Here is a 26,228-nt window from a genome sequence, read left to right as displayed (position 1 = left end):
GAAGGAACGAGTCGTTGATCGACAAAATGGCGTTTCCTGACCTTTAAGTCAGAAAATCATTGACCGCAAAGTCAGACCTGATAAATTCGGTCCAAGTCGGTTAACAACAATAATGAGTCTGCGAGGCCTTCCGTGATCCAGTTTTTACTTAACCAGGAACTCCGTAGCGAGCACGCCCTGGACCCAAACCTGACCGTGCTCAATTATCTGCGCGACCATGTGGGCAAACCCGGCACCAAAGAAGGCTGCGCCAGCGGTGACTGCGGCGCCTGTACGGTGGTGGTCGGCGAGCTGCAAACGGATGACGACGGCCGCGAATACATTCGCTATCGCAGCCTCAACTCGTGCCTGACGTTCGTGTCGTCATTGCACGGTAAACAACTGATCAGCGTCGAAGACCTCAAGCACCAGGGCGAACTGCACAGCGTGCAGAAAGCCATGGTCGAGTGCCACGGCTCGCAATGCGGCTTCTGCACCCCGGGCTTCGTGATGTCGCTGTTCGCGCTGCAAAAGAACAGCGATCAGCCCGACGCCCACAAGGCCCACGAAGCGCTGGCCGGCAACCTCTGCCGCTGCACCGGCTATCGGCCGATTCTGGCCGCCGCCGAACAATCCTGCTGCGGCAAGCAAGCGGATCAGTTCGATGCGCGCGAAGCCGATACCATCGCCCGCCTGAAAGCCATCGCCCCTACCGACATCGGCGAACTCAACAGTGGCGACAAGCGCTGCCTGGTGCCGCTGACCGTGGCCGATCTGGCCGACCTCTACGATGCTTATCCACAGGCCCGGCTACTGGCCGGCGGTACGGATCTGGCATTGGAAGTCACCCAATTCCATCGCACGTTGCCAGTGATGATCTACGTCGGCAACGTCGCCGAAATGAAGCGCATCGAGCGCTTCGATGATCGTCTGGAAATCGGCGCCGCCACCGCCCTCTCCGATTGCTACGAAGCCTTGAAAGCCGAATACCCGGACTTCGGCGAATTGCTGCAACGCTTCGCCTCCTTGCAGATCCGCAACCAGGGCACCCTCGGCGGCAACATCGGCAACGCCTCGCCGATTGGAGACTCGCCACCGCTGCTGATTGCCTTGGGGGCGCAGATCGTTTTGTGCAAAGGCGAAACCCGTCGCACCCTGGCGCTGGAAGATTACTTCATCGATTACCGCGTCACCGCGCGCCAGGAAAGCGAGTTCATCGAGAAGATCATCGTGCCGCGTGCCAGCGCCGAACAATTGTTCCGCGCCTACAAAGTGTCGAAACGTCTGGACGATGATATTTCCGCTGTTTGCGCCGCGTTCAACCTGCGCATCGACAACGGCGTGATCGCCGACGCCCGCGTGGCGTTCGGCGGCATGGCCGCGATTCCGAAACGTGCGAATAACTGCGAAACCGTGTTGCTCGGCGCGCCGTTCAATCACGCCACCGTCGAACGCGCCTGCGCCGCACTGGCCGAAGATTTCACGCCGCTCTCGGACTTCCGCGCCAGCAAGGAATATCGCCTGCTCAGCGCGCAGAACCTGCTGCGCAAATACTTCATCGAACTGCAAACACCGCACATCGAGACTCGGGTGACCGCTTATGTCTAACCATCACGCCGTAGAGAAGACCCAGGCCGAACTGGCTGAACTGTTCGCCAAGGACCTGACCACCGGTGTCGGCCGCAGCGTCAAGCACGACAGCGCCGCCAAACATGTGTCCGGGGAAGCGCAGTACATCGACGACCGTCTGGAATTTCCGAACCAGCTGCACGTTTACGCACGCCTCTCGGACCGCGCCCACGCGAAAATCATCAGCATCGACACCACGCCCTGCTACGCCTTCGAAGGCGTGCGCATCGCCATCACCCACAAAGACGTGCCAGGCCTGAAAGACATCGGCCCATTGCTGCCGGGCGATCCATTGCTGGCCATCGACGATGTGCAATTCGTCGGTCAACCCGTACTGGCCGTTGCCGCAAAAGACCTGGAAACCGCACGCAAAGCCGCCATGGCGGCGATCATCGAATACGAAGATCTCGAGCCGGTGCTGGACGTGGTCGAAGCCCTGCGCAAACGCCACTTTGTGCTCGACAGCCACACCCATCAGCGCGGCGATTCGGCCGGCGCATTGGCGACTGCCGAACACCGCATTCAAGGCACGCTGCACATCGGCGGCCAGGAACACTTCTACCTCGAAACCCAGATCTCGTCGGTGATGCCGACCGAAGACGGCGGGATGATCGTCTACTGCTCGACCCAGAACCCCACCGAAGTGCAGAAACTGGTGGCTGAAGTGCTGGACGTGTCGATGAACAAAATCGTCGTCGACATGCGCCGCATGGGCGGTGGTTTCGGCGGCAAGGAAACCCAGGCTGCGAGCCCGGCGTGCCTGTGCGCAGTCATCGCCCACCTCACCGGCCAGCCGACCAAGATGCGCCTGCCGCGGGTCGAAGACATGTTGATGACCGGCAAGCGTCACCCGTTCTACGTCGAGTACGACGTCGGCTTCGACAGCACCGGTCGCCTGCACGGCATCGCCCTTGAACTCGCCGGCAACTGCGGTTGCTCGCCGGACCTCTCTGCATCGATTGTCGACCGCGCGATGTTCCATGCCGACAACTCGTACTACCTGGGCGATGCGACCATCAACGGTCACCGCTGCAAAACCAACACCGCGTCGAACACCGCATACCGTGGCTTCGGTGGCCCGCAAGGCATGGTCGCCATCGAAGAAGTGATGGACGCGATTGCCCGCCATCTGGGCCTCGATCCGCTGGCGGTGCGCAAGGCCAACTACTACGGCAAGACTGAGCGCAACGTCACCCATTACTACCAGACCGTCGAGCACAATATGCTCGAGGAAATGACCGCCGAACTGGAAGAAAGCAGCCAGTACGCCGAACGCCGCGAAGCGATTCGTCGCTACAACGCCAACAGCCCGATCCTGAAAAAAGGCCTGGCGCTGACCCCGGTGAAATTCGGTATTTCCTTCACCGCCAGCTTCCTCAACCAGGCCGGTGCGCTGATCCACGTCTACACCGATGGCAGCATCCACCTGAACCATGGCGGCACGGAAATGGGCCAGGGTTTGAACACCAAGGTGGCGCAAGTCGTAGCCGAAGTGTTCCAGGTGGAAATGGACCGCGTGCAGATCACCGCGACCAACACCGACAAGGTGCCGAACACCTCGCCGACCGCTGCCTCCAGCGGTGCCGACCTCAACGGTAAAGCCGCACAGAACGCCGCGGAAATCATCAAGAAACGCCTGATCGAATTTGCCGCCCGGCAGTACAAGGTCAGCGAAGAAGACGTGGAGTTCCACAACGGTCACGTGCGGGTTCGCGATCACATCCTGACCTTCGAAGCGCTGATCCAGCAGGCGTATTTCGCCCAGGTGTCGCTGTCGAGCACCGGCTTCTACAAGACCCCGAAAATCTTCTACGACCGCAGTCAGGCCCGTGGTCGACCGTTCTATTACTACGCCTTCGGTGCAGCCTGTTGCGAGGTGATCATCGACACCCTGACCGGCGAGTACAAAATGCTGCGCACCGACATCCTCCACGACGTCGGCGACTCGCTGAACCCGGCCATCGACATCGGCCAGGTCGAGGGCGGTTTCATCCAGGGCATGGGCTGGCTGACCATGGAAGAACTGGTGTGGAACAACAAAGGCAAACTGATGACCAACGGCCCGGCCAGCTACAAGATCCCGGCCGTGGCCGACATGCCGCTGGACCTTCGGGTGAAGCTGGTGGAAAACCGCAAGAACCCGGAAGACACGGTGTTCCATTCCAAGGCTGTGGGTGAGCCGCCGTTCATGTTGGGTATCGCATCGTGGTGTGCGATCAAGGACGCCGTGGCCAGTCTGGGCGACTACAAGCATCAACCGAAAATCGACGCGCCGGCGACTCCGGAGCGGGTGTTGTGGGGCTGTGAACAGATGCGGCAGTTGAAGGCGGCGAAGGCCGTCGAGGCAGAGCCGGCGTTGGCTTCGCTCTAGACCGAGGCGCGCCCTTCGCGAGCAGGCTCGCTCCCACAGTTGATCGCATTCCCCTGTGGGAGCCGGCTTGCCCGCGAAGAGTCCCGAACAGACAACAGAGATGTCGAGGTGAAACATGTACAACTGGATCGACGCCCTCGCCGACCTGCAATCCCAGGGTGAACCCTGCGTGCTGGTGACCATCATCGAAGAGCTCGGCTCGACGCCGCGCAATGCCGGATCGAAGATGGTCATCAGCGCCACCCAGGCCTACGACACCATCGGTGGCGGGCACCTGGAATACAAAGCCATGCAGATCGGCCGCGAGATGCTCGCCAGCGGCAAGCAGGACACGCACCTGGAGCGCTTCAGCCTCGGCGCCAGCCTCGGCCAGTGCTGCGGCGGCGTGACCGTGCTGCTGTTCGAACCGATGGGCCAGGTCCAGGCGCAAATCGCTGTGTTCGGCGCTGGCCATGTCGGCCGGGCGCTGGTGCCGCTGCTCGCCAGCCTGCCCTGCCGGGTGCGCTGGATCGATTCGCGGGAAGCGGAATTCCCCGAGCAGATCCCCCACGGCGTGCGCAAAATCGTCGCCGAAGAACCGGTGGATGAAATCGACAATCTGCCCGCCGGCAGCTACTGCATCGTCATGACCCACAACCACCAGCTCGATCTCGAACTCACCGCCGCGATCCTCAAGCGCAACGACTTCGCCTACTTCGGCCTGATCGGTTCGAAGACCAAACGGGTGAAGTTCGAACACCGCCTGCGGGACCGTGGTTTCGACAGCGCCGTGCTGCAACGCATGCGCTGCCCGATGGGCATCGGCGAAGTCAAAGGCAAGTTGCCTGTGGAAATCGCCATCTCCATCGCCGGCGAAATCATCGCCACCTATAACGCCAGTTTCGGCCAGCAAACTGCCAGCGCCGGATCATCGATCGCCAAACTGCTGCCTGCATCACGCCGCAGCCAAGCCTCCCACTGAGAAAGCTCATGCCTCTGACTCGCAAAGCCTACCGCGCCGCCATCCTGCACAGCATCGCCGACCCCGCCGAAGTGGGCATCGAAGCCTCGTATGAGTATTTCGAAGACGGCCTGCTGGTGGTCGATAACGGCCAGATAAGCGCCCTTGGTCACGCCAGCGACTTGCTGCCGACCCTGCCCGCCGATATCGAGATCACTCATTACCAGGACGCGCTGATCACCCCGGGTTTCATCGACACTCACATTCATTTACCGCAAACCGGCATGGTCGGCGCTTACGGCGAGCAGCTGCTGGACTGGCTCAACACCTACACCTTCCCGTGTGAAAGCCAGTTTGCTGACAAGACTCACGCTGATGAAGTCGCGGACATTTTCATCAAGGAACTGCTGCGTAACGGCACCACCACGGCGCTGGTGTTCGGCAGCGTTCACCCGCAATCGGTGAACTCGTTTTTTGAAGCCGCCGAGCAGCTGGACCTGCGGATGATCGCCGGCAAGGTGATGATGGACCGCAACGCCCCGGACTACCTGACCGATACCGCCGAATCCAGCTACGTGGAAAGCAAGGCGCTGATTGAGCGCTGGCACGGCAAGGGCCGCCTGCATTACGCGGTGACCCCGCGCTTCGCCCCCACCAGCACCCCGGAACAACTGACCCTCGCCGGCCAGTTGCTCAGCGAGTACCCCGACCTGTACATGCAGACCCACATCAGCGAAAACCTCAAGGAAATCGAGTGGGTCAAGGAACTGTTCCCCGAGCGCAAGGGCTACCTCGACGTTTACGACCACTACCAATTGCTCGGCGAGCGCTCGGTATTCGCCCACGGCGTGCACCTGTGCGATGACGAGTGCGCGCGGCTGGCGCAGACGGGTTCGGCGATTGCTTTCTGCCCGACCTCGAACTTCTTCCTCGGCAGCGGCCTGTTCAATTTGCCGATGGCCGAGAAGCACAAACTCAATGTCGGCCTGGGCACCGACGTGGGCGGCGGTACCAGTTTCTCGCTGCTGCAAACGTTGAACGAAGCCTACAAGGTCATGCAGCTGCAAGGTGCGCGCCTGAGTCCGTTCAAATCGCTGTACCTGGCGACCCTGGGCGGTGCGCGTGCGCTGCGCCTGGAAGACAAGATCGGTACGCTGAATCCGGGCACCGACGCGGACTTCCTGGTGCTGGACTACAACGCCACGCCGCTGCTGAGCTATCGCTTGAAGCAGGCCAATAACATTGCCGAGACGTTGTTTGTATTGATGACGCTGGGGGATGACCGGACTGTGCTGCAGACCTATGCGGCGGGGAATCAGGTGCATCAGCGCTAAGCTATTCCGGGCATAAAAAATCCCCCGCAATCGATGGTTGCGGGGGATTTTTTTATTGCTTTTGAAGCCGCCTTCGCGGGCAAGCCTCGCTCCTACAAGGGCTTAACGTTAAACCTGTAGGAGCGAGGCTTGCCCGCGAAGGCCGCACCTCGATCTTTCAGAGCTTGACCGCTGGCCGCCCTGGCTTTTTGGTCTGCAATAAATGCGAGAACACCGCATGCAAATCATCCGACGCGCTTTCCTCGTCGAGGTTGAGTTTGCTGTCGATGTGATCCATGTGATGCATCATCAGGTTCACCGCCAACTCGCCGTTGCGCGCTTCGATGGCGTCGATCAGTTGGGTGTGCTCGTCGTAGGAACAGTGGGAGCGGTTGCCGCTTTCGTACTGGGCGATGATCAACGACGTCTGGGACACCAGGCTGCGCTGGAAGCTGATCAGCGGCGCATTCTTCGCCGCTTCCGCCAGCTTCAGGTGGAATTCGCCCGACAGGCGGATGCCGGCACCGCGATCGCCACGGGAGAAGCTGTCGCGCTCATCGTTGACCATTTGCCGCAACTCGGCAATCTGCTCGGCAGTCGCGTGTTGAACCGCCAGTTCAGTGATCGCCCGCTCCACCAGACGCCGCGCCAGGAACACCTGACGGGCCTCTTCAACACTGGGGCTGGCAACCACGGCGCCACGGTTCGGACGCAGCAGCACGACGCCTTCATGAGCCAGGCGCGACAGCGCGCGGCGAATGATGGTGCGACTGACCCCGAAAATTTCCCCCAGCGCTTCTTCGCTCAACTTGGTGCCGGGCGCCAGACGCTGTTCGAGGATGGCCTCGAAGATATGCGCGTAGACAATATCGTCCTGGGTACCGCTGCGGCCGGCTTTGCCTGCTCGCGGTTGTTTCTTTAGGGGCTGCAACTGTTCGTTCATGGGCACTCGAGTCGGGAGAACTGCGGCGAATTGACCGTGACTGTAATACGGCACAGTGGGTCGCTGGCAAGTATCGCGTAATAAACAGCGCGATTGTACACAATGGATGGTGGCAACACGACTGTACGGCTGTTTGTCGCTTCTGCTGTATCGCAACGGTTGGTTACTTTTGAGTTTAGGCTTGAATCCATAAATTTGAGATCCGTACAAACTCAGTGGCGAGGGAGCTTGCTCCCGCTGGGCTGCGAAGCGGCCCCAAAACCAACCTGATCGCAGCTTCAATCAAAACGTGTCAGCAGGGTTTACGACGGCTTCGCCGCCGAGCGGGAGCAAGCTCCCTCGCCACAAAAGCCACGCTGAAGTCACCGTTAGCCATAAGGAACACCGCTGTCATGAACGACGCCACGCACACGCAGCTTCGCCCCTTGGCCGATACATCACCGTCGGCGATTGTCGCCGGCTTCATCGCGATGATGACCGGCTACACCAGCTCCCTGGTCCTGATGTTTCAAGCCGGACAAGCGGCGGGCCTGACCAGCGGGCAGATTTCGTCGTGGATCTGGGCGATCTCGATTGGCATGGCGGTGTGCTCGATCGGCCTGTCCCTGCGTTATCGCACGCCGATCACCATCGCCTGGTCGACCCCTGGCGCGGCGTTGCTGATCACCAGCCTGGGCGGCGTGAGTTACGGCGAGGCCATCGGTGCCTACATCACGTGCGCGGTGCTGGTGACGATTTGCGGCCTGACCGGCAGCTTCGAACGGCTGGTGAGAAAGATTCCGGCATCATTGGCCGCCGCCCTGCTGGCGGGGATTCTGTTCAAGATTGGCAGTGAAATCTTCGTCGCCGCGCAGCATCGCACCGGGCTGGTGCTGGGGATGTTCTTCACTTATCTGCTGGTCAAGCGCCTGTCGCCTCGCTACGCGGTGCTCGCAGCGTTGCTGATCGGCACGGCGCTGTCCGGGTTCATGGGGCTGCTGGACTTCAGCGGTTTCCATCTGGAAGTGGCAACGCCGGTCTGGACCACGCCGCACTTCTCCCTGGCCGCGACCATCAGCATCGGTATTCCGTTGTTTGTGGTGGCGATGACTTCGCAGAACATGCCCGGCATCGCGGTATTGCGCGCCGACGGCTACACCGTGCCCGCCTCGCCATTGATCACCACCACCGGCATCGCCTCGCTGCTGCTGGCGCCTTTCGGCTCCCACGGGATCAACCTGGCAGCCATCAGCGCGGCGATCTGCACCGGGCCGCATGCCCATGAGGATCGCAACAAGCGCTACACGGCGGCGGTCTGGTGCGGGATTTTCTACGGGATTGCCGGGGTGTTCGGCGCAACGCTGGCAGCGTTGTTCGCGGCGCTGCCTAAAGAGCTGGTGCTGTCGATTGCGGCGCTGGCACTGTTCGGCTCGATCATCAATGGCCTGAGCATTGCCATGACCGAAGTGAAAGAGCGGGAGGCGGCGTTGATTACCTTTATGGTCACGGCGTCGGGGCTGACGCTGTTTTCCATTGGGTCGGCGTTCTGGGGGATTGTCGCGGGGGTGTTGACGCTGGTGATTCTGAATTGGCGCAAGGGCTGAGGGACCCGACATCGACATCGCAGGCCAAGCCATGCACCTGCAAAAAAGCAGGCATAAAAAAACGGCGACCCTTGGGTCGCCGTTTTTCATGACATCAAGCTACCGGATTGATCGGCTTTTCCGGGTACCAGACGTCGATCAGCGGGCTGACGGTTGCTTCGGTCAGTTCGCTGCGGCCCTTGAGCCAGGCTTCAACAGCAGCGCGCTGCTCTTCGGACACCGAGCCACGCTTCTGCAGGCAAACCAGACCGAAGTCGTCGCCGCCAACATAACCCAGACCGTTGGCTTCCATGGCTTCTTTCAGGAACGCGTCGAGGAAAGCATCAATGGCTTCATCAGCCAAATCTTCTTTGAAATCCAGGTTCAGTTCGAAACCCAGCTCTTTTGTTTTACTAATTAGCGTCTATCGTCAAATAACCCTAAGAAGCAGTAAACCTTGACGAAGGATAAGCTAACCCGCGGAGAAAAAAAATGACAATTGTCAAAGACTCGCTGGCCATCCGCTTCCACGCGTTCTCCGCAATCGATCAGGACGTAGGTGACCTGATAGCCCAAACAGAATTTGCCCGTGGTGGGGCAGGTGCGAGATCCAACATCCTGATGGCTTTTAAATTTTTGGAAGCTTACTGCGACGTGTCCGCCCATCGGATTTCGATGACGACAGTCAGGCGTCCGGCGATCGAAAAAATTCTTCAAGGTTTTACGGCCGCCATGGCAGGAAAGGAGCTAGTAGACCTTTCGAAGCCGATCGCGAGCCGATACTGCCGAGACATCTATAAGGCGTTTAATTTTGCGAAAATTTTAGATCCGACCCTCCACGCCGTCGATTGGCAGCCAATCTTATTCAAGCCCGACGAGAACGTGTGCGAAAAGGTGTCATCTGCAACCGAATTCAAGAGGTGGTATTGGGCAGGGTGGCCCATGAGCTCGCCACGCCAACCTACTATCTACCTTCGGCTGAGCCAGCTAGTGGAGCCTTACGGACAAAAGCTTGTTGAGCTAATCCACACTTCTCTTGAGCAATTTTTCCGTAACCGCACAAACACTTACCCACCCGAAATCAATCTAATGTTTGATTACATTAGTGCTAACCATGTCTTATGGCCTCTGCGAGAGTTCAAAAATGAAGCAGGCCTGAAGCGTTTCATGAACGACTTCACAATTGCACACTTCACAAGCGCAAAAGAAGAAAATAGAGATGCGAAAGCAAGGATAAAAAGCTGGAATAAATTTCTTAATGCAATCCAACATTGCCTTTGTAAACCAGAAATATGGTCAAGTATTTCATCACCGTTCAAAAGACCCCCTCCGTCAACCAAACATGGTTCAGAGACTCAGGTAAAACAGCGGACCGATGGACTTCTCGTGCAAGAAAAAGCGCTAACCAGCATCCCACTCCATTGCACAGACTCAGAAGCAATCAATGTTATTTTTTTCCACATTAAAAAAGATATAGCGACTGTTCGCGGTTGGGCAACAGCTCAACTAGAAAAATTAAAATCTCGTTACTCGAATCGAGTTCTACTTGCACAGCAAGGCATCCCGATACCCAAATATGAAGGCGGCTCGGGTCGTTCAAAAATGTACAGCCTAGCCGACATTTGCGCCACCTTGGAGAACACGGAGGCCACATATAGGATACCTCCATCATTCCTTTGTAAAGTGTACGAACATAACACGGGTGAAATTTGTGACGCCTTACACCTCGCAAATATTTTTGGTTTTCCTGTAGCAAGGAGCCTTTTCCCCCTCCAATGCCTACTTGTACTAGAGCACCCTGAAATTACAACGGATTTTCTGATTAGTCTCGAGCTGTACGATAACCACGGGCAACTTATCGGCTTCGATGAGGAAAAACGCCTTCTCATTGGCTATAAAAATCGTAAGCAGCCTAATGTTCGGGAGCAGATTGTAGAATTAAGCGACAAATCATATAGCGTAGTAAAGGATATTATTGAGATTACTGATCTAGCTCGAAGGAGCCTTAAAGCTGCAAATAACGACGACCATCGTTTTCTATTTATCACCTCAGGAAAAGCGCTCATGCCTTTTAAAAAGGCAACTGCCACCACGTGGAACGGTGGGAAATTTCGTGTTTATAAAAATTTGCGCGATGAGCTACTTGAGGAGTTCAATCCTCATAGTGATCTTCCTGAGGATGAGCTTGTAGAATTTATAAAGCGAGTACGCTTAACGAAAATTAGGGCATCTAGAGCTATTGAAATATTCATACAAAGCAGAAGTACGGAAGCCATGTCAAAAGCTCTTGGTCATGAGCACTATTATCCAGACTTATTAAGCCACTACCTCCCAGATCCGCTACTCGCATTCATCAAGGCACGGTGGATCCGAATTTTTCAAAAGGCGCTCGTATGCGAAGCAATGAAAGACAGCCCATATCTTTTTCGAGCCACACAATTTAATAGTATCGCGGAGCTACACAGCTTCCTTGAAAACCACCGAATTAAAGAAATCCCCTCGCAGGCATCAGACCCCGAACGCAAAGCGGAGCTAAACGAAGTCGAAACATCGGAGGCTGTTTTTTCAATTAGCGTCCCGTTTCTAGCTTCACTTCTCTCAGTCGAAGCCGCGGTGATTAACTCCACGGACAGAGCTCGAGTCTGTGGCATCGCCGAATATTGGTCGTCGCTGGCAGAGAAGATAAAATCAGAAATTTCTAGCGGGTATAACCGATCTTTAAAAAGACATTTACAATCAGCACTGAAGCTAGTTGACGCAAAAAAAATGGAGACTCTAATCTATGTCCCAGCTCACTGGTCTGACGCCAGGGTATGAATTCCTTAATGACTTCGGCATTTCCGAAGCATTACCGTATACTCTCGCCCCTTGGCTGTTAAATGATTTTTGTGAAAACCAGTGGTTGGTTAAAACGATACAGCAAACTCCTTATACACTCGACTGGAGTGTTCGGCTAGCGGATGGAAGCTTATTAACAGATACGCAACATTGCCAATTGCTGCGTTCCCTGAAGCATTTATTGATCATCAGTACAACTGGCATTAATGGAGAGTTCACAACACTAGGACTCCGCAGTATGCAAGTGCGGCTAGCGCATTCAAAAAAAATAATAGATTATATTTTGATCAATGCTGGTAGTTACGACTTAATACAATATGGTCTTGCAGGAATAAACGGCGATGATCTAAAAGCTATATTGAACAAACTGGCATCGTCACCTTTTGCAGAAGAAACCGTTTACGCATGGCGCGCCCGCGTTTCTAATTTTTGCATTCAAGAAATGAATAGAATCAGCGACCTAGACGTCCAAGAAATACACGCAAGATATCCTAGCATGTTGGAGGTTAGTGATGAAGCACCTGAGAAATTTATGCTAAGCTTCGGCACGTCCGACATCCCAAGAGCTCGGGCAGCACTGATGAAAGCAGGACTATACTACGGTGGCAATCATCAAGGCTACTTCCTCAACACTCGAGCACTCTCGGATATGCTCTATCCGGACACGTTATGGGGTGGTCAATCATCAAAATCACCTTTACAGATTCTTAATTTTTACCCTAACGCACCAACTTATAGAAAAGAGTACGATCCTGTTAGCGTTACAACCACCAATTTAACAGCATTACAAAAGTCGCGATATTTCTATTACAGATATGCACTACTCAGCACTGCAGCGCTAAGCACCTTAGGCCTTCCAACGCCTATCGAATTAGACTCGATAGCCGATTATTTACCTGAACTTAAAACACCATCTCGATTTAAAAGCGTACCATCTACCAATCTGCTTAGACTATTCCGTAGCAGTATTGAATTTCACCTACAATATGGTAGAAAACTACTAAATTGCTTTATCAGGATAGCTTCATTCTGCAAGACTCAAAAAATCGGTATGACTCAATTATCAAATTCTGCTTTTATTGACATCATTGGACCTGAACTGGCTAACCTTGGAATTAAGAAGCTAGGCATCGCTAGCAATCGGCGAATCAAAAGTGGAAAATCACGAAAAGGAAGTAGAAAAGACTATTACAACAATCTTCGGGCTAATCATGGCTTGTTAGAACTGATCTGTGTTTACTTTGGCAGCGCTCAACTCGTGATCGGTATGATCATGGCGCGTCGTGTCGACGAATTAGTCAGTTTGAATGCATCAACCTGTTTAGACGCCAGCAAATCATGGCTAATTTTTGGTCTCGCCAAATCAACAAGAAAAGCTTTCGGGATGCGACAACGTGAGTCGCGCCCGATTGATGCCATTGCAGTCGAAATGATTACTGAGCTTCAACGTTTTCAAAAACTACTAAAAAGACTCAAAGTCATTGACGATCTATCTGATCTATTTTCCAGCCCGTCAGTCTTGGGTACCATTTTTTTCCAGGGCTGCTCACTTTATAACTATAATCGCCACCTAGACTTTGCCTGCGACTACTTCGAAAGCGATCTGAACGAACATGGCGAGCGCTATTATGTACGTCAGCACCAGCTACGACGCTTCTTCGCAATCATGTTTTTTTACACCAATAGTTTCGGCGAATTGGACACCTTGCGTTGGATGCTCGGCCATCGAGATGTTGAACATGTCTGGCACTACTTGACTGAATCTCTAGATGCAAAGGAAATCCGCGGTGCGGGAGTCCGTTACTTTGCAGAACTGGTAAAGAAAGATCGACTTGAAAATTATAAAAATCTGCAGCAACTGCTAGCTGAGAGATTCGGCACTACAACATTCAAACTGGTTGATGAGCAACAAATCGAAGATTATCTCTCCGCTCTTGTTGAGGAGGGCAAGGCCCGGATTGAACCACATTTCTTTAACGACGAGAATGGAAAATCCTTAAAAGTCCTTTTCATTATTAGCTGAGCAATATGATGACAACTGAAACCAAGCGCGAGCTGATTGATAGATCCATCTGTAATATTTTCAGATTACTCAATGATATTATAAATCACCCTGGCTCGTATGCTGAAGATCAACAGGTCATCATTGCGCTAAGGAGCCAGGGCCGTCTCTGCTCCTTGGCGTTCGAATTTACAATAAATAAAGAGCGCTTGACGATCAACCCCATTAGCTTAAATACGCTGAAGAAGAGGCTTACGGCAAGCGCGCCCCCTAATAACTTTGAATGTCTTAACCAGTTAAGAAATCACGCACAGATTACACTTTCAAGGTATGGGAAAGAAAAACCCAGACCTCCAAAAAGGTCCTTAGCCGCGTTACTTGACCAAGTTTCAAACCTGAAATCATCAATATCGTCGTTACAGGCTGTAAATATGGTATTGCTTCAGGTGTTAGAAGTTAACCGAAGAGACCTGCTCACCATTTCTGATACTGCTAATGCAAGTCTGAGGCAAAAGCGCATTGATGATGCTCTCAGCCGGATGATTAGTATCCTAGGTCTGAATCCACCACCTTTTTCTCAACTGAAAACTGTCTCCCCCACAAGCCCACTGAAGTTGGCGTCCGATTATGAAGCGAATCGTTGATTTTCCGGGAACGTCTCAACTATTCACTCCCATCCTTGAGCTCCGACTCTACGATTATGTATCGCGGTGCAAGATACAAACGATTGATGGAAATAATATACCTTTCATGACTTGGCCCGATGGATCCCCTTGTCTACCCGCAAATAGCTATATGATCAAATTGCGGACTCAGCCCGGCCGAGGTGGTCATGGCCCCTCAAGAAGCGGCACAAAAGGAGGGACATTTGGACAATATGCCAGTCAAATCAGCCACTTAATAAGGTTTTGCTATTATAATAATTTAGGATTAACGTCAATTTCTGACGATGACTTTTGTTGCTTTATAGATGGATTAAGAAAAGAAAAAAAACCTGACCAACCTAACCAGCTTAAAAGAACCGAGCGAACCATAACAGGAATCGGCAGACGGTGTTTAAGCTTTCTTACATTTGTTGGCAATCTAAGCGGCACTCCTAATTTTGTTGGCATTGGCGGCACCATCCCTATAGAGATGATAGATGCTTTTCTATATCGAAATGGCAAGGCGTTCAAATGCTCTAGTGTTCACCACAGGTCCTTTAGAACAGCAAACGCCCTTAGAACACGCAGACCTATCAACGAAAAGACCATTGCAGAATTGCGCAATGCAATCGATGAAATCTCTACATCAGAGTTTATCTGCACTCGACGACACATAATGATTTCACTCTTCGAAGAACTAGGTGCCAGGAGAGCAGAAGTTCAATCTATCACTGTCGCCTCTGTGATTTCCGCCGCCAAAGTCGAAAGACCCATGATCACTATTAACACACTAAAGCAAGGCAGGACCGGTGTCACACGAGCTATTGAATTAAGCCCCGCCCTTGTTGACGAACTTATAAACTACATTCGAGGTGAACGCCGCCTGGTGATGAAGCGTTTCAAAGATATTTCAGATCACGGCTTCCTCTTTGTCACTGAGCGTGGGGGACGCCCTTTGGGAATTGACACTATTACGACAGAGTTTTCAATCATTCGACGCGCGGCTGGAATCGAAGAGCAGGCCTGCGCGCACCTATTCAGGCATGCGTTTTGTACCAATATAGCTGCACAACTCATTGCCGAAACCCAAGCGCTAAGCCCCGAATCTTTTAGACAAACACTATTAACCAACAAGATGCTGGCAGAGCGTGCTTTATCCATGAGTGGTCATGCCGTTTTAGAAAGCTTTCTGCAGTACGTCGACAATGCATTTAAGATCAAATCTAAATACGAGCAGATTGTTCATAATGTTCAATTTGCTCGAACGTATGAAGCCTATGAAAAGCGTAGAAAACGGCTATTAGAAGCTTTGAAAAAAGACAGAATATCTAAAGTTAAATTTATTGAACGAGAGGAATTTCTGTCCAAAACAATGCAGCGCGCACTAGAAAATGCCGATCAACCTTTTCGATAAAAAATAGCAAAATGTCTGGTATATGAAATCTGGAAATCCTTTTCTAATAATCAATGGCCAATACCACACTGACCCAACCAATCCGCAAAAATCCAGCACTGGTAATGGTATACAAGGTAGGAGCCTGGGTCAGTAATTTAGGTAGCTGGGGCAATCTGCTCTGGCGATAACATTCTATGGGTCGACTACTGCCCTTCAAGCGGGTAGATGCGACATTTACCTATGACGACATACCGGGGGAATATTGCCACCTGAGCGCCCTGCTACGCGGACCTTAAAACAGAGGATTCGTGATGCTAAACTCACACCTGCTCCCCTCCCTGCTGTTCATGATCAACGATAACCAGCTCGCCCTCGAAGCGGCCATTCTGGAACTGTCCAACTGGATCGAACAGCGTGGCGCTGCCGACGTCGCCGATAATGTACGTGGCGCTCTGGAAGCGCTCGACCGGAATGAAGAATTCATCAAGATGACGCTTGCGGTGATGATGGCGCCGGAGCGACTGCTAACGGCCAAAAGCAGACATTCAAACTAGGGCCGCCAACGCCAATAAGGTGATAGTGGCGAACCTCGATTCATCTATTTAGCTCATTGCATCAACCTTTTTTATCGCATGTCTTTCCAATCAAACCGATTTGCAGAGCGCGGCGTCGATCATGTGACGCACGCCTCGCAGCACCTCGGCCGACACCTCCGGCCTAGCCTTCGCCGTGGCGCGCGCAACCGAAAGGGCGCCGACCATGGCCGCAACGATGCCCATGGCGGTGGCCAGTGCGTTGACGTCAGGGTTGTTAGCGGCGACCCTGCGCTCGAACGCCCGCACCAGCACCATGTAACCCTCGGTGAACTTCGCGCTGATCGCAACATCCTGACGACCGATTTCGCTGGCGGACGCGGCCATTGCGCAATGCTCGGCGTAGTTGTCTAGGCTGTCCACCGCCAGATAGTCGGACAGGAAACGCTCCAGGTCCGGCTCGCCATCGACTGTGCCCGTATAAAGCTTGGCATTGCCCTGCTCCAGGCTCCACGCCAGTGCCTCGGCGGCGAGCGCTTCCTTGGAGGGGAAGTGCGCATACAGCGCGCCGTGGGTCAGGCCGGCCGACTTGCTGATTTCAGCGACGCCCACACCATCGATCCCTTTCTCGCGAAACAGACGGCTGGCGGTCTCCACCAGCGCGGCGCGATTGGCTTCTGATTTTTCTTTCGAGATTTTCATGATGGGGCTCCTCTGCGCTCATCCTTGCACACTATGATTGCGATCACAATTAACCACAACCACTGCTTTACCATGCTTTATTACGTACAGAATATTTATGTTGACTTTAATAAATGCGACCACCATTATTAATTCAATGATTGCGAGCGCAATCTTACAGGGCGATAACCGCTCATCCAACCGGAGTACATCTCATGAAAATAAAAAATTCCGTAGCCTTCGTTACCGGCGCCAACCGTGGTCTGGGCCTCGCGTTCGCAAAAGAGCTCGTGGCCCGCGGTGCGAGCAAGGTCTACGCCGGAGTGCGCAACCCTGAAGGTGTCAACATTCCGGGGGTGATCGCCATTCGCCTTGACGTCAGCGACCCGGCATCAGTAGCCGCGGCGGTGGCCCAGGCAGGTGATGTGACGTTGCTGGTGAACAATGCCGGCATTGCCCGCCTTCTGCCATCGATGCTCGATCCTGGCCTGGTGGAAGCCGCTCGTGAAATCTTCGAAACCAACTATTACGGCGTCATGCACGTCAGCCTGGCCTTCGCCCCTGTACTTAAAGCCAACGGCGGCGGCGCGATCGTCAACGTATTGTCGGATGCGGCCTGGGTTGCCGCGCCGTTCCTGTCCGCCTACGCGGCATCGAAAGCGGCTGCATGGAGCTTCACCAACTCGCTGCGCATTGAACTCCAAGGTCAGGGCACCAGCGTGCAAGGCCTGCACGTCGGCTTTATCGACACCGACCTGACCCACGGTTTTGACGTACCGAAAGTCCAGCCATCCGACGTCGTGATCCAGTCGCTGGACGGCGTGGAAGCCGGCGTGAAAGAAGTGCTCGCAGACACAGGCACACGCGCCATAAAGGCCAGCCTGTCGACTGAGCAAGCGGCTTACCTGAATCCCGAAACCGTCGCGTAAGGAGCCCACCATGCACCTCTTCCAGCGACTGGCCCTCGGGGCTGTCTTAGCCATCTCGGTCAGCGGCGCCATCGCCGCGCCGGCGGCCACCCATAACAGCGCACCCAATCAATTCGTTGAAGCTGACGGTGTGCGGTATGCCTATCGCCAGTTCGGCGCGCAGACGGGCGTGCCTGTCATCTTGCTCCAGCACTTTCGCGGCAACATGGATTACTGGGACCCGGCTGTGACTGATGGCCTGGCGCAGCAACGGCCCGTCTACCTGTTCGACAATGCCGGCGTGGGCCTCAGCAGCGGTGAAACACCCGATTCGTTCGAAGCCATGGCTGATCACGTCGCTGCCTTTGCTCGCGCCCGCGGGTTGACGCAGGTCGACGTGCTTGGCTTCTCAATCGGCGGCATGGTGGCGCAGGAAGTAGCGTTGCGTCATCCGCAACTGGTGCGCCGGCTGATCCTGGCGGGAACGTCGCCGCGTGGCGGGGTCTCGGGACATGATCCCCGGGTTCCGGGGATTGCGTTGCGCGAATCGATCGCCACGCAGGAAGAGACCGCTTATCTGTTCTTCGATCCGGCACCCGCAAGCCAGCAGGCCGCACGGGAATTCTGGGAAAGGCGTCACCAGCGCACGGAAGGCCTCGACAAGCTCAGTTCGATGAAGGTCATCGCGGCCCAAGGCGCGGCGCTGGGAAAATGGAGCGCTCCCGGTGACGGCACTTTTTCGCAATTGAGCCAGATTACCCAGCCGACTTTGGTGGTTAACGGCAGCAAGGACGTGATGGTGCCCACCGAGAACTCCTACACGCTGCAACAGCATATTCCGAAGGCCAAGTTGCTGATCTATCCAAGTTCGGGGCACGGCGCATTGTTCCAGTACGCCAACGATTTCGTGCAGCAAACCAATGCCTTCCTGGACTAGGCCGAATCCCATCGCTTTCGAAAACCCTTTGAGCGACACGCCGTCGCCGTAAGGAAATCCAATGTAGTCCCTGTTTTATCGCCCCAATCCCCTGGAGTACGACCATGTCAGCACTATCGTTTGCGGCGTTTCGTCGCTGCCTGTTAGCTGTTTCAGTAACCGCTGGTGCCTTGGCACTGGTCGCCCTCGTCTCGCCCTCTTACGCCCGGGCCGCTACAACGCCCGAGGCCGCCGCCATCGTCGAGAAGGACAGCGCCATTCGTCCTTTCAAGGTCAACATTCCTGAGGACGCGGTGGCCGATCTGCGCAAACGCGTCCTGGCGACCCGTTGGCCCGACCGCGAAACGGTCAGCGACCAATCCCAGGGCGTGCAGCTTGAGAAACTGCAGGCACTCGTCGGTTACTGGGGGACGCAATACGACTGGCGCAAAGTTGAAGCCCAACTCAATGCCTTGCCGATGTTCGTAACCAACATTGACGGCCTCGACATCCAGTTCATCCACGTCAAATCGAAACATCCCAACGCCCTGCCGCTGCTGCTCACCCATGGCTGGCCCGGTTCGATTCTGGAGCTGACCAAGGCCATCGGCCCGCTGACCGACCCGACGGCCTACGGCGGTCGTGCCGAAGATGCCTTTGACGTGATCATTCCGTCGATGCCCGGCTACGGTTTCTCGCAGAGACCCATCGACGGCGGCTGGGGGCCTGACCGTATCGGCATGGCGTGGGATGTGTTGGTCAAGCGTCTGGGCTACCAGCGTTACGTGTCGCAAGGTGGCGACTGGGGCTCGGTGATCGCCGACGCCATGGGACGCCAGGCACCGCCCGGCTTGCTGGGGATTCACGTGAACATGCCCGCCACCGTGCCTGCCGATGTCGCCAAGGCCATCAACGACGGCACCCCGCCGCCCGCCGGTCTGTCGGCCAAGGAGACCGCAGCCTATGAGTCGCTGAAAACCTTCTTCGGCAAAAATGCGGCTTACGGCGCCATGATGAGCACCCGGCCACAAACCGTCGGCTACGGTTTGTCGGATTCACCCGCCGGCCTGGCCGCGTGGATGTTCGATAAATTCAACCAGTGGACCTACAGTGGCGGCGATGCAGAAAAATCCCTGACCAAAGACGAAATACTCGATGGCATTTCGCTCTATTGGCTGACCAACAGCGCCATCTCCTCCGCTCGCCTGTACTGGGAAAACAACACCAACAACTTCAATGCCGTGGAACAGAAGACCCGGGATATCAAGATCCCTGTCGCGGTGACCGTGTTCCCTGGCGAAATCTATCAGGCGCCGAAATCCTGGACCGAGCGCGCCTATCCCAACCTGATCTATTTCAACGAAGTGGATAAGGGCGGCCATTTCGCGGCCTGGGAACAGCCTGAATTGTTCGCCAAAGAACTGCGCGCAGCCTTCCGCACCTTGCGGTAAGCATTGCGTTGCATTGGTCTGCCCGTTGAACTACCGGGTAGGCCATACACCGATGTCCATCTGGCTGCTGACGCTGACCGGCTGCTTTGGGTCCAGGCCGTGTGAAAACGCACTGAATACGTCGAAAGTTGAGAGCTACGGGCGTTGCCTGCGAAACCAGCAGACTGAAGCGCGAATTGCCCTCGTCAGCTACATAGGCGTTCGTAAATGCTGTTTGGGCCGCGTCAGCGGCCCAAACAGCCACTCACGGACGATCAAACGGCTGGATTCACGCCCTGATCGCCTCAAGCAGTCCTGCGATGCCGAAAATGCTCATCATTCGTTTGAGGTTGTAGGCGAGCACATGAAGGCTCATTTCGGTGCTTACCCTTGGTAGGGTTTTGGTCAGGAAGTGGGTGGCTCCCATCCAATATTTGAGCGTTCCAAAAGGATGTTCAACGGTCTGTCGGCGACGCCTCATCATCGTTGGATCATTTTCCAGCCGTACCTGCATCGCATCGATTACGGCTTCATGTTCCCAGCGCTTTACCCGGCGCTCCTTACCCGTCGTACATTGCTTGTGCATTGCGCAGGACTGGCAGCCCGAGAACCAATAACAGTGCAGTAGCATGCCGTCTTCCACCGAAGAATGCCGCCGGGTCAGTAACTGTCCCGCAGGGCATCGATACTCGTCCGATGCAGCAAGGTAGATGAAGTCCTGCTTACCAAATCGGCCTTCGGCTTTGCTGCCCGATGTGAGGGGTTTCGGTACGAAGGTAGTGATGCCGGCTTGCTCGCAAGCAAGGATTTCCAGACCTTTGTAATAGCCTCGGTCGGCCACCACCGTTAGCGATTCAGCCTTGATTTCTTCACGCGCCTGGTTCGCCATATTGCTCAGTTGCCCACGATCATTACCAACGTTGGTCACCTCATGGGCAACGATCAGATGGTGTTTGTCGTCGATCGCTGTTTGTACGTTGTAGCCCACCGTTCCGGTGCCTCGGCCGCTTGTGGCCATTGAGCGTGCATCTGGGTCTGTGAGGGAGATCTGCTGGTCTGGACTTTCGTGGAGCTGCGCCTCGATGTCCTTGAGTTTCTGCATCTGCTTTTTCAGTGTTTCTATCTTTTCTTTAAGCCGCTCTGCTTTGGCCTCGGCGACTTCGGGTGTTGCCCGATCCGCCGAATCCATCGCCGCCAGATATCGATCAATACTCTGCTCGATCTGCTGCATGCGTGCCTTCACTTTGCCCTGAGTGAAGTTGCGGTCGCGATTATTGACGGCTTTGAATTTGCTGCCGTCGATGGCGATGATCGACTGGGAGAAGAGATTGAGGTTGCGGCAAAGAACTACGAACTGGCGGCATACGCTGCGAATGGCTTTGCCGTTGTCCTTGCGAAAGTCGGCAATGGTTTTGAAGTCCGGGGCCAAACGCCCCGTTAACCACATCAACTCGACGTTGCGCTCGGCCTCACGCTCAAGCCGACGGCTGGACTGAATCCGATTGAGATAGCCGTAGATATAGATCTTCAGCAACACCGCTGGGTGATAGGCCGGACGACCCGTTGCGGCAGGATCGACGCCCCCAAAACCAAGTGTGCTCAGGTCGAGTTCATCGACGAAAACATCGACCACGCGCACTGGATTTTCTTCGGCTACGTAATCGTCCAGACACTCCGGCAGCAAGGTGACTTGCGTCCGAGCCTCACCTTCAATAAATCGCTTCATGATCGCCCCCGATACGATCTAGACGATCAGAAGGTTAGACAATCACTGGCGTTTTCACACAGCCTGGGTCGTTTGCTGACCCTCACCACAGGCAACAACCGGCCACAAGCGGATGGATTAATCCTGGTCTGAGTTCGCCGATACTTCAGGTCTGAGAGCCAGATCCCGTGCATTCTCTGCGAGCTGAAGCCTGACCCGAATAGACCAGATATTTTTGACTCGGAGGGGAGCTTTCTACCCTGCAAGTTTTCCCTTGTTCCAAGGTCGATGGCGATTTAAAGCAATAGTGTTCATGGCTTGTCCTCCAGGTTGAGGGAGGACAAGGGTGGATCAGTCGCAATGCGTGGTGGTCGCTAATCGACACAAAGCAATCGTTGGTGAAAGCCGGAAAGGGGGACTTTCCGCTCCAGAGTCGTCCTGATGTGAAAAATCAGAGATCGTTGAGTTGCGCCATACTCTTCCGCGCTCCAGCCTTTCGTTGTCAGTGCCCTCGTGGGACACACTCTGGCCCGGAAACGGAAGGCTTAGCTAGACCAAGTGGCTAATAAGTCCGGTTCGCCGAAAGAGATCACGGTTGCGTCAGACGAAAGATGGGTTAATGGTCAGTTTAATCGGATCCTCAAAAAGAGCTGCGTTCCCAGCCTCAGACTGAAATCTGCGGCCACTTAACACCCTTTAGGTGTAAAACTGAGTCATAAAACTCTGACCGCAAAAATAAAATATCTTCCTTCCAAGCTTTTGACAGCAAATCAACCGATGCATCATTCTTCTTCATTATATGAATACCATTTATCAGTGCTTCAGCAATCGCTGCCGCTCTTCGGGGAGAGCCAGGATCGTCCAAGAGGTAAGATTGTGCATTGGAGGTTTCTTTAAACATGGTCTCTCGAAGGGCAATACGTCTACGTTTTTTTTTAGCCTGACTTCCGTACTGGTGATATCCAATCGAACCGAACTCGTGGGGAAGTAGATCCTTGGCTATGATTTCCGCAAGCTTAGGCGACTCGGAGATGAATTTGAAAATCGAAACTGTGGGCTTTTGTTTTAGGTTTATGTTATTTAAAATGTCTGAAAGACTTAACCCTATCAGATAGTTGCAGTTAGCTTGTTTTACCTTACCTTGAGAGAATACAAACTGATCACAATTCAATCTGTATGGAAGATAAAAATCTACGTATTTTAACAATGCCTCTTTTTCTTTGCCATTGAGCAGCCAATAAAAAACATTTAGGAGGGTTTTAGCGTCATCCCCCCCGGAGAAAATTTTGCCATGGGCGCCAGCCAAAACTTCTTCAACGACCCCAAAAGGGTCTGCTACGGACTCAGCTCTCATCATTAGCTGCAACAACTCAACGATCGTACTTATCGGGCAGTTTTTGTACTGATCCTTAACAGCATCAAAGTTTCGGCCAAGCTTCAAGCGCTGATTCTTTGACTTTTTCATAATGATTTTCCTTAAGGTAGGTCAAGTCCTCGGTCCAATTTTCTACAGCTTGCAGGTAATCCGCCTTGGATCGTTTTGCATTTCGACAGAGGGCAGCGATAGTCTTGGCTAGTTTCATCAATCTAGAAACAGAGTTAGGCCCCCCCCACGATAAGACATAAGAAACACTTAAATCCAAAGTTCGCAAGTCGCCCTTTAAAATATCTTCGAGCACATTGATTCTTTCATTCTTGGTTTTACCATTTTTCCCTACACTATATCCACAGGCAGACAACACACCTACATCATCTATGAACGGGGTCAGAATTTTTTTTAGTGACTCAGGTGCATCAGTAGTCGGCCAACGCAAATAATCGGATAAAACCTGCCTCCAGGGAGTACTGGTGTGAGCCTCTATAGAAGATCTAATATTTTCGATCACATCATTGGTCAAAGCTCGCCGCTTGGTCATCAGCACGTAATCAGAATAGCTTAAAATTATATCCAACTGCTTCGCTGGCGCTGCACCGGAATAGAATGCTGTCACATAAGCTTCGACTTTTCCAAGGCCAGATGAACTTAGAGAAGAAATTTTTTTTAAGATCTTATCCCTTTCTTTTTTATTATAAGAAAAAAAATGCGATCGCTGCTCAAAAAGAATACTTCCAGCCAGTACATCCTGATTTTTCACAAACTTCTGTGATTCAAAGCGACTTAATAGGTTAATAAGATCTTCCATACGCCCAGTCCTTATTGGATGCTCCCGCCAGCCTCAGTATATTAGCGAAAGCGGCACAGAAAGATTAAAAATTTTCTGACGAGGACTAACGCCCTGACCGCAAGGAGTCTCGACAGTCAAAAACGGCTGGTGCACAGTAGTTTTCTGGTAGCAAACCTATCCCAAAGAGAAAGAGCGTTGAGGGCTTAGCCCTCTGAGCGGCTCTTGCATTTGCCCCGCTGGAAAGGCGTTGATCTGGCAATATTCCTACGTTGAAAAATGCCTGAAGTTGCACCGTTATTGGAGTTCGACATGCTAGGGCTGCGTGCTGAAAGCACAGTGCACACCGAGCACGGAACGACGAATTCGGCGCTGGGAACATGAAGCTGTATTGGAGGAAATGCAGCTTCGGCTGGTCTCGTCCAGAAAATGATGAGGCGTAAGGCAGTTATGGATTATAGTGGGCAATATGGGCTCGGGTCTTCGGGGGTGCCAGTAAATTGGATGGTGTTCTGTTATTGTCCCCTCTTTTGATTTATGGCTCATAAAGGCACCCGCCTAGTGGGTCAGTCCAGACCAGATCCCCAGTAGTGGGTCGCCTCATAATATTGTCAATCTTGGCATCGACGTTACCTTCATGGCGCTCCGCAAATTCCGCTGACTTGGCGAGAGTTATCAATATTCCTGCCAAATCTGGATGCTCGTCGGCTAAGGCCCGGCATTGTTCAGAAAGCTCGCAGTTGGCTGGTAAATCATCGTTGTCGTCGAGCAACCCCGACAATATGCAAGCAAGTAAAGTTTCACTGGTCTCATCTACGCTCACTAACCTTTCCACTTCGGCTAACCAATAGAACTCATTTGCGCTTCCTGGGAGTGAAGAATCAGAGGGCCCGACCGCGCCGTAATCGTAAATGATCTCGACAACATTACGGTTGCCTTCGGCCGACTGCTGGGCGAGAAAATTGTGACCGCATCCTTCGAGAGTAAGGCGATAGAGTCTGTTGTCGCGCTCAAACAACATGCTGTTCGATCCTTGGCAAAAAATAGTTGCTTCCTTCAGCGGCTCTTTTGTAAGTATCGTCTGAAAATGAGCACCTTCAAACAACGGTTGATCAGTCATACGTATTCCCCGAACCTGATTTTTGCCAATGGGGTGTAGCTGAGTAAGAATGAGCACGAGAGCCCATTAGAATTAATGTCAATTAGGCTAAACTAGCTTAGGACCTTCAGCTTGGATGAGTTGTTAGATACTGACTCCTGATGCTTCGACCGCAGCTCTTGAGAGGAGGCCAAGGTTACTTCTCGGGTGAGCATTTACCCCTAACCAGTTAGGAATCAAAGCGCCTTGAGCTGCAAAATGCTCAACATGAACCACTGTGATTTTTCCGTCCGTATAAGCAACTGAGCTGATCATTTTCCACACGCCAGGGCGAGCGCGGCGAAATAGGTCATAAGCGGACGCTACATAATTCAGTCCCGTACCCAGACCAAACATGACAACGAGCCGAGTCTCTTCCGGCAGGTCACGGAGGAAGGTAGTTGTGCAGTTAGTTGCGACCGATGCGCCGAACTGGGTAGCAATGAACTTGTCCAGCATGCCGCCACCCGATCCTTTCCAGGATACAGACCTGCGATCGTAGCGCTCTACAGTGCAACGAATGAGTGATGCGAAATGAAAGCGCCCGGACTTATCCGCGATAAGACGGTCTATATGTTTCTTCAGCTTATCGGGTTCGTCGGTGGGGATGAGCCCGACGTGTGCCAGAATCTTGCCCACGTTGAGGCGACTCCCCTTGTACGCAATTTCGTCGTGAGCTGTGGAAGCGAGCGCTCCAGCTTGAGTCGGGCCCTTGGAGAAGCCAAGTACAACGACCTCGGGCTTAGTGCTACCCCATGCCAGAGGGTTGGCTGTAATTCGCCAATCTCCCTCCGAGCGCATGGATACATCGAATTGTGGAGCGATACTACAATGGCAACGTGAGCAGGAGACTCTGCCATGACTCGGTAAGCAACTCATCAATCCTCCTGGAACTGCAAAAGTCAGGAGTCGCCGGCCCCCCATTGGACGGACTCCATAAGCACCTAACTATTACGAGGAAAATGCCTAGCAGTGTCGTTGACGTTACCCATTTGCCATCACAGTGTCCACTGTCCGCTCTTGGCCGAATGCTGCCTGTGGTGAACAGCCGCTCGCGACCTAAAGCAATGGGATGGACTCCTCCTCACCTCGGCATCTTGAGTGCCAGACTGAAGGTACGAACCGCAGTCAACCGTGA

Annotated in this window: 21 protein-coding genes and 2 pseudogenes; 14 read left to right on the top strand and 9 right to left on the bottom strand. The window is 53.7% G+C overall.

The features are described 5' to 3' along the window. The first annotated feature begins 132 nt into the window (after window positions 1-132). The 4 genes from xdhA to guaD all read left to right on the top strand — a co-directional run bounded on the left by xdhA (window position 133) and on the right by guaD (window position 6,253). Window positions 133-1,587 (top strand): xanthine dehydrogenase small subunit, encoded by a 1,455-nt coding sequence (xdhA, locus tag AC1ROI_RS12040; protein ID WP_010456467.1) that lies wholly within the window; start codon window positions 133-135, stop codon window positions 1,585-1,587. Further along, a complete protein-coding gene (xdhB, locus tag AC1ROI_RS12035; RefSeq protein WP_102594713.1) occupies window positions 1,580-3,979 on the top strand; it encodes a xanthine dehydrogenase molybdopterin binding subunit in 2,400 nt (799 codons plus the stop codon). Before xdhA ends, xdhB begins: the two co-directional genes overlap by 8 nt. A gap of 115 nt (window positions 3,980-4,094) precedes the next feature. Beyond that, a complete protein-coding gene (xdhC, locus tag AC1ROI_RS12030) occupies window positions 4,095-4,940 on the top strand; it encodes a xanthine dehydrogenase accessory protein XdhC (protein ID WP_077748203.1) in 846 nt (281 codons plus the stop codon). An 8-nt stretch (window positions 4,941-4,948) separates the two neighbouring features. Further along, window positions 4,949-6,253 carry a guanine deaminase gene (guaD, locus tag AC1ROI_RS12025; RefSeq protein ID WP_010456473.1) on the top strand — a complete coding sequence of 435 codons (1,305 nt, stop codon included), beginning with the start codon at window positions 4,949-4,951 and terminating at the stop codon, window positions 6,251-6,253. A 157-nt stretch (window positions 6,254-6,410) separates the two neighbouring features. On the opposite strand, the gene AC1ROI_RS12020 is transcribed toward guaD, so the two are convergent. Further along, window positions 6,411-7,175 (bottom strand): GntR family transcriptional regulator, encoded by a 765-nt coding sequence (locus tag AC1ROI_RS12020; protein WP_010456474.1) that lies wholly within the window; start codon window positions 7,173-7,175, stop codon window positions 6,411-6,413. A 392-nt stretch (window positions 7,176-7,567) separates the two neighbouring features. Here AC1ROI_RS12020 and AC1ROI_RS12015 point away from each other — a divergent pair, with 392 nt between their 5' ends. Then, window positions 7,568-8,758: a benzoate/H(+) symporter BenE family transporter gene (locus AC1ROI_RS12015; RefSeq protein WP_077748202.1), complete on the top strand. Its 1,191-nt coding sequence runs from the start codon at window positions 7,568-7,570 to the stop codon at window positions 8,756-8,758. A gap of 94 nt (window positions 8,759-8,852) precedes the next feature. Here the strand turns inward: AC1ROI_RS12015 and AC1ROI_RS12010 are convergent, their stop codons facing one another. Further along, window positions 8,853-9,155: a 50S ribosome-binding protein YggL gene (locus AC1ROI_RS12010; protein WP_083376165.1), complete on the bottom strand. Its 303-nt coding sequence runs from the start codon at window positions 9,153-9,155 to the stop codon at window positions 8,853-8,855. Window positions 9,156-9,229: 74 nt separating this feature from the next. Here AC1ROI_RS12010 and AC1ROI_RS12005 point away from each other — a divergent pair, with 74 nt between their 5' ends. From AC1ROI_RS12005 to AC1ROI_RS11985, 5 genes are all read left to right on the top strand, one after another. After that, window positions 9,230-11,554, top strand: a complete 2,325-nt coding sequence (locus AC1ROI_RS12005; protein ID WP_083376164.1) for a hypothetical protein — start codon at window positions 9,230-9,232, stop codon at window positions 11,552-11,554. After that, complete coding sequence (locus AC1ROI_RS12000; RefSeq protein WP_102595701.1) at window positions 11,520-13,598, top strand: integrase; 2,079 nt, start codon at window positions 11,520-11,522, stop codon at window positions 13,596-13,598. Before AC1ROI_RS12005 ends, AC1ROI_RS12000 begins: the two co-directional genes overlap by 35 nt. An 8-nt stretch (window positions 13,599-13,606) precedes the next feature. Next, window positions 13,607-14,221 (top strand): hypothetical protein, encoded by a 615-nt coding sequence (locus AC1ROI_RS11995; RefSeq protein WP_083377289.1) that lies wholly within the window; start codon window positions 13,607-13,609, stop codon window positions 14,219-14,221. Between the two features lie 151 nt (window positions 14,222-14,372). Beyond that, window positions 14,373-15,635: a tyrosine-type recombinase/integrase gene (locus tag AC1ROI_RS11990; RefSeq protein ID WP_256581639.1), complete on the top strand. Its 1,263-nt coding sequence runs from the start codon at window positions 14,373-14,375 to the stop codon at window positions 15,633-15,635. A gap of 293 nt (window positions 15,636-15,928) precedes the next feature. Then, a complete protein-coding gene (locus AC1ROI_RS11985) occupies window positions 15,929-16,171 on the top strand; it encodes a hypothetical protein (protein ID WP_083376162.1) in 243 nt (80 codons plus the stop codon). Between the two features lie 90 nt (window positions 16,172-16,261). Here AC1ROI_RS11985 and AC1ROI_RS11980 read toward each other — a convergent pair whose 3' ends face one another. Then, window positions 16,262-16,852: a TetR/AcrR family transcriptional regulator gene (locus tag AC1ROI_RS11980; RefSeq protein ID WP_083376161.1), complete on the bottom strand. Its 591-nt coding sequence runs from the start codon at window positions 16,850-16,852 to the stop codon at window positions 16,262-16,264. Window positions 16,853-17,046: 194 nt separating this feature from the next. Here AC1ROI_RS11980 and AC1ROI_RS11975 point away from each other — a divergent pair, with 194 nt between their 5' ends. The 3 genes from AC1ROI_RS11975 (at window position 17,047) to AC1ROI_RS11965 (ending at window position 20,106) form a co-directional block, all read left to right on the top strand. Further along, the gene (locus AC1ROI_RS11975; protein WP_083376160.1) at window positions 17,047-17,760 is read left to right on the top strand and encodes an SDR family oxidoreductase; all 714 of its coding nucleotides are present in this window, start codon (window positions 17,047-17,049) and stop codon (window positions 17,758-17,760) included. 10 nt (window positions 17,761-17,770) lie between these two features. Next, on the top strand, window positions 17,771-18,676 hold the full coding sequence (locus AC1ROI_RS11970; RefSeq protein ID WP_172962176.1) for an alpha/beta fold hydrolase: 906 nt from the start codon (window positions 17,771-17,773) through the stop codon (window positions 18,674-18,676). Window positions 18,677-18,780: 104 nt separating this feature from the next. Beyond that, entirely contained in the window at window positions 18,781-20,106 is a 1,326-nt protein-coding gene (locus AC1ROI_RS11965; protein WP_083376159.1) for an epoxide hydrolase family protein, read from the top strand. Between the two features lie 268 nt (window positions 20,107-20,374). Here AC1ROI_RS11965 and AC1ROI_RS11960 read toward each other — a convergent pair whose 3' ends face one another. The 4 genes and pseudogenes from AC1ROI_RS11960 to AC1ROI_RS11945 form a co-directional block, all read right to left on the bottom strand. Continuing rightward, window positions 20,375-21,811 (bottom strand): IS1182 family transposase, encoded by a 1,437-nt coding sequence (locus AC1ROI_RS11960; protein WP_083376154.1) that lies wholly within the window; start codon window positions 21,809-21,811, stop codon window positions 20,375-20,377. 153 nt (window positions 21,812-21,964) lie between these two features. After that, window positions 21,965-22,105, bottom strand: a pseudogene (locus tag AC1ROI_RS11955) (integrase); the annotation flags it as partial. A gap of 349 nt (window positions 22,106-22,454) precedes the next feature. Beyond that, window positions 22,455-23,255, bottom strand: coding sequence for a hypothetical protein (locus tag AC1ROI_RS11950; RefSeq protein WP_102595700.1), 801 nt, complete (start codon window positions 23,253-23,255; stop codon window positions 22,455-22,457). After that, window positions 23,209-23,973: a hypothetical protein gene (locus AC1ROI_RS11945; protein ID WP_146012996.1), complete on the bottom strand. Its 765-nt coding sequence runs from the start codon at window positions 23,971-23,973 to the stop codon at window positions 23,209-23,211. The genes AC1ROI_RS11950 and AC1ROI_RS11945 overlap by 47 nt, the downstream gene beginning before the upstream one ends. 211 nt (window positions 23,974-24,184) lie before the next feature. Between AC1ROI_RS11945 and AC1ROI_RS11940 the strand changes: the two are divergent. Beyond that, window positions 24,185-24,367, top strand: a pseudogene (locus AC1ROI_RS11940) (transposase); the annotation flags it as partial. A gap of 120 nt (window positions 24,368-24,487) precedes the next feature. On the opposite strand, the gene AC1ROI_RS11935 reads toward AC1ROI_RS11940, so the two are convergent. After that, a complete protein-coding gene (locus tag AC1ROI_RS11935) occupies window positions 24,488-25,072 on the bottom strand; it encodes a hypothetical protein (RefSeq protein ID WP_144443500.1) in 585 nt (194 codons plus the stop codon). Between the two features lie 123 nt (window positions 25,073-25,195). Continuing rightward, on the bottom strand, window positions 25,196-25,729 hold the full coding sequence (locus AC1ROI_RS11930) for a hypothetical protein (protein WP_197678973.1): 534 nt from the start codon (window positions 25,727-25,729) through the stop codon (window positions 25,196-25,198). Window positions 25,730-26,228: the final 499 nt, after the last annotated feature.

This window comes from Pseudomonas sp. GW823-FHT02C02, assembly GCF_058797635.1.
This window is presented reverse-complemented; position numbering and strand designations above follow the sequence as displayed.

Excerpts from the sequence above, each read along its gene's own strand:
- AC1ROI_RS11965 (WP_083376159.1), top strand. The coding sequence starts at position 18,781 with ATGTCAGCACTATCGTTTGCGGCGTTTCGTCGCTGCCTGTTAGCTGTT.
- AC1ROI_RS11975 (WP_083376160.1), top strand. The coding sequence starts at position 17,047 with ATGAAAATAAAAAATTCCGTAGCCTTCGTTACCGGCGCCAACCGTGGT.
- AC1ROI_RS12015 (WP_077748202.1), top strand. The coding sequence starts at position 7,568 with ATGAACGACGCCACGCACACGCAGCTTCGCCCCTTGGCCGATACATCA.
- xdhB (WP_102594713.1), top strand. The coding sequence starts at position 1,580 with ATGTCTAACCATCACGCCGTAGAGAAGACCCAGGCCGAACTGGCTGAA.
- AC1ROI_RS12000 (WP_102595701.1), top strand. The coding sequence starts at position 11,520 with ATGTCCCAGCTCACTGGTCTGACGCCAGGGTATGAATTCCTTAATGAC.
- AC1ROI_RS11945 (WP_146012996.1), bottom strand. The coding sequence starts at position 23,973 with ATGGAAGATCTTATTAACCTATTAAGTCGCTTTGAATCACAGAAGTTT.
- AC1ROI_RS11990 (WP_256581639.1), top strand. The coding sequence starts at position 14,373 with ATGATCAAATTGCGGACTCAGCCCGGCCGAGGTGGTCATGGCCCCTCA.
- AC1ROI_RS11980 (WP_083376161.1), bottom strand. The coding sequence starts at position 16,852 with ATGAAAATCTCGAAAGAAAAATCAGAAGCCAATCGCGCCGCGCTGGTG.
- AC1ROI_RS12005 (WP_083376164.1), top strand. The coding sequence starts at position 9,230 with ATGACAATTGTCAAAGACTCGCTGGCCATCCGCTTCCACGCGTTCTCC.
- AC1ROI_RS11970 (WP_172962176.1), top strand. The coding sequence starts at position 17,771 with ATGCACCTCTTCCAGCGACTGGCCCTCGGGGCTGTCTTAGCCATCTCG.
- xdhC (WP_077748203.1), top strand. The coding sequence starts at position 4,095 with ATGTACAACTGGATCGACGCCCTCGCCGACCTGCAATCCCAGGGTGAA.
- AC1ROI_RS11960 (WP_083376154.1), bottom strand. The coding sequence starts at position 21,811 with ATGAAGCGATTTATTGAAGGTGAGGCTCGGACGCAAGTCACCTTGCTG.
- AC1ROI_RS11950 (WP_102595700.1), bottom strand. The coding sequence starts at position 23,255 with ATGAAAAAGTCAAAGAATCAGCGCTTGAAGCTTGGCCGAAACTTTGAT.
- AC1ROI_RS11995 (WP_083377289.1), top strand. The coding sequence starts at position 13,607 with ATGACAACTGAAACCAAGCGCGAGCTGATTGATAGATCCATCTGTAAT.
- guaD (WP_010456473.1), top strand. The coding sequence starts at position 4,949 with ATGCCTCTGACTCGCAAAGCCTACCGCGCCGCCATCCTGCACAGCATC.
- AC1ROI_RS11985 (WP_083376162.1), top strand. The coding sequence starts at position 15,929 with ATGCTAAACTCACACCTGCTCCCCTCCCTGCTGTTCATGATCAACGAT.
- AC1ROI_RS12020 (WP_010456474.1), bottom strand. The coding sequence starts at position 7,175 with ATGAACGAACAGTTGCAGCCCCTAAAGAAACAACCGCGAGCAGGCAAA.
- AC1ROI_RS11935 (WP_144443500.1), bottom strand. The coding sequence starts at position 25,072 with ATGACTGATCAACCGTTGTTTGAAGGTGCTCATTTTCAGACGATACTT.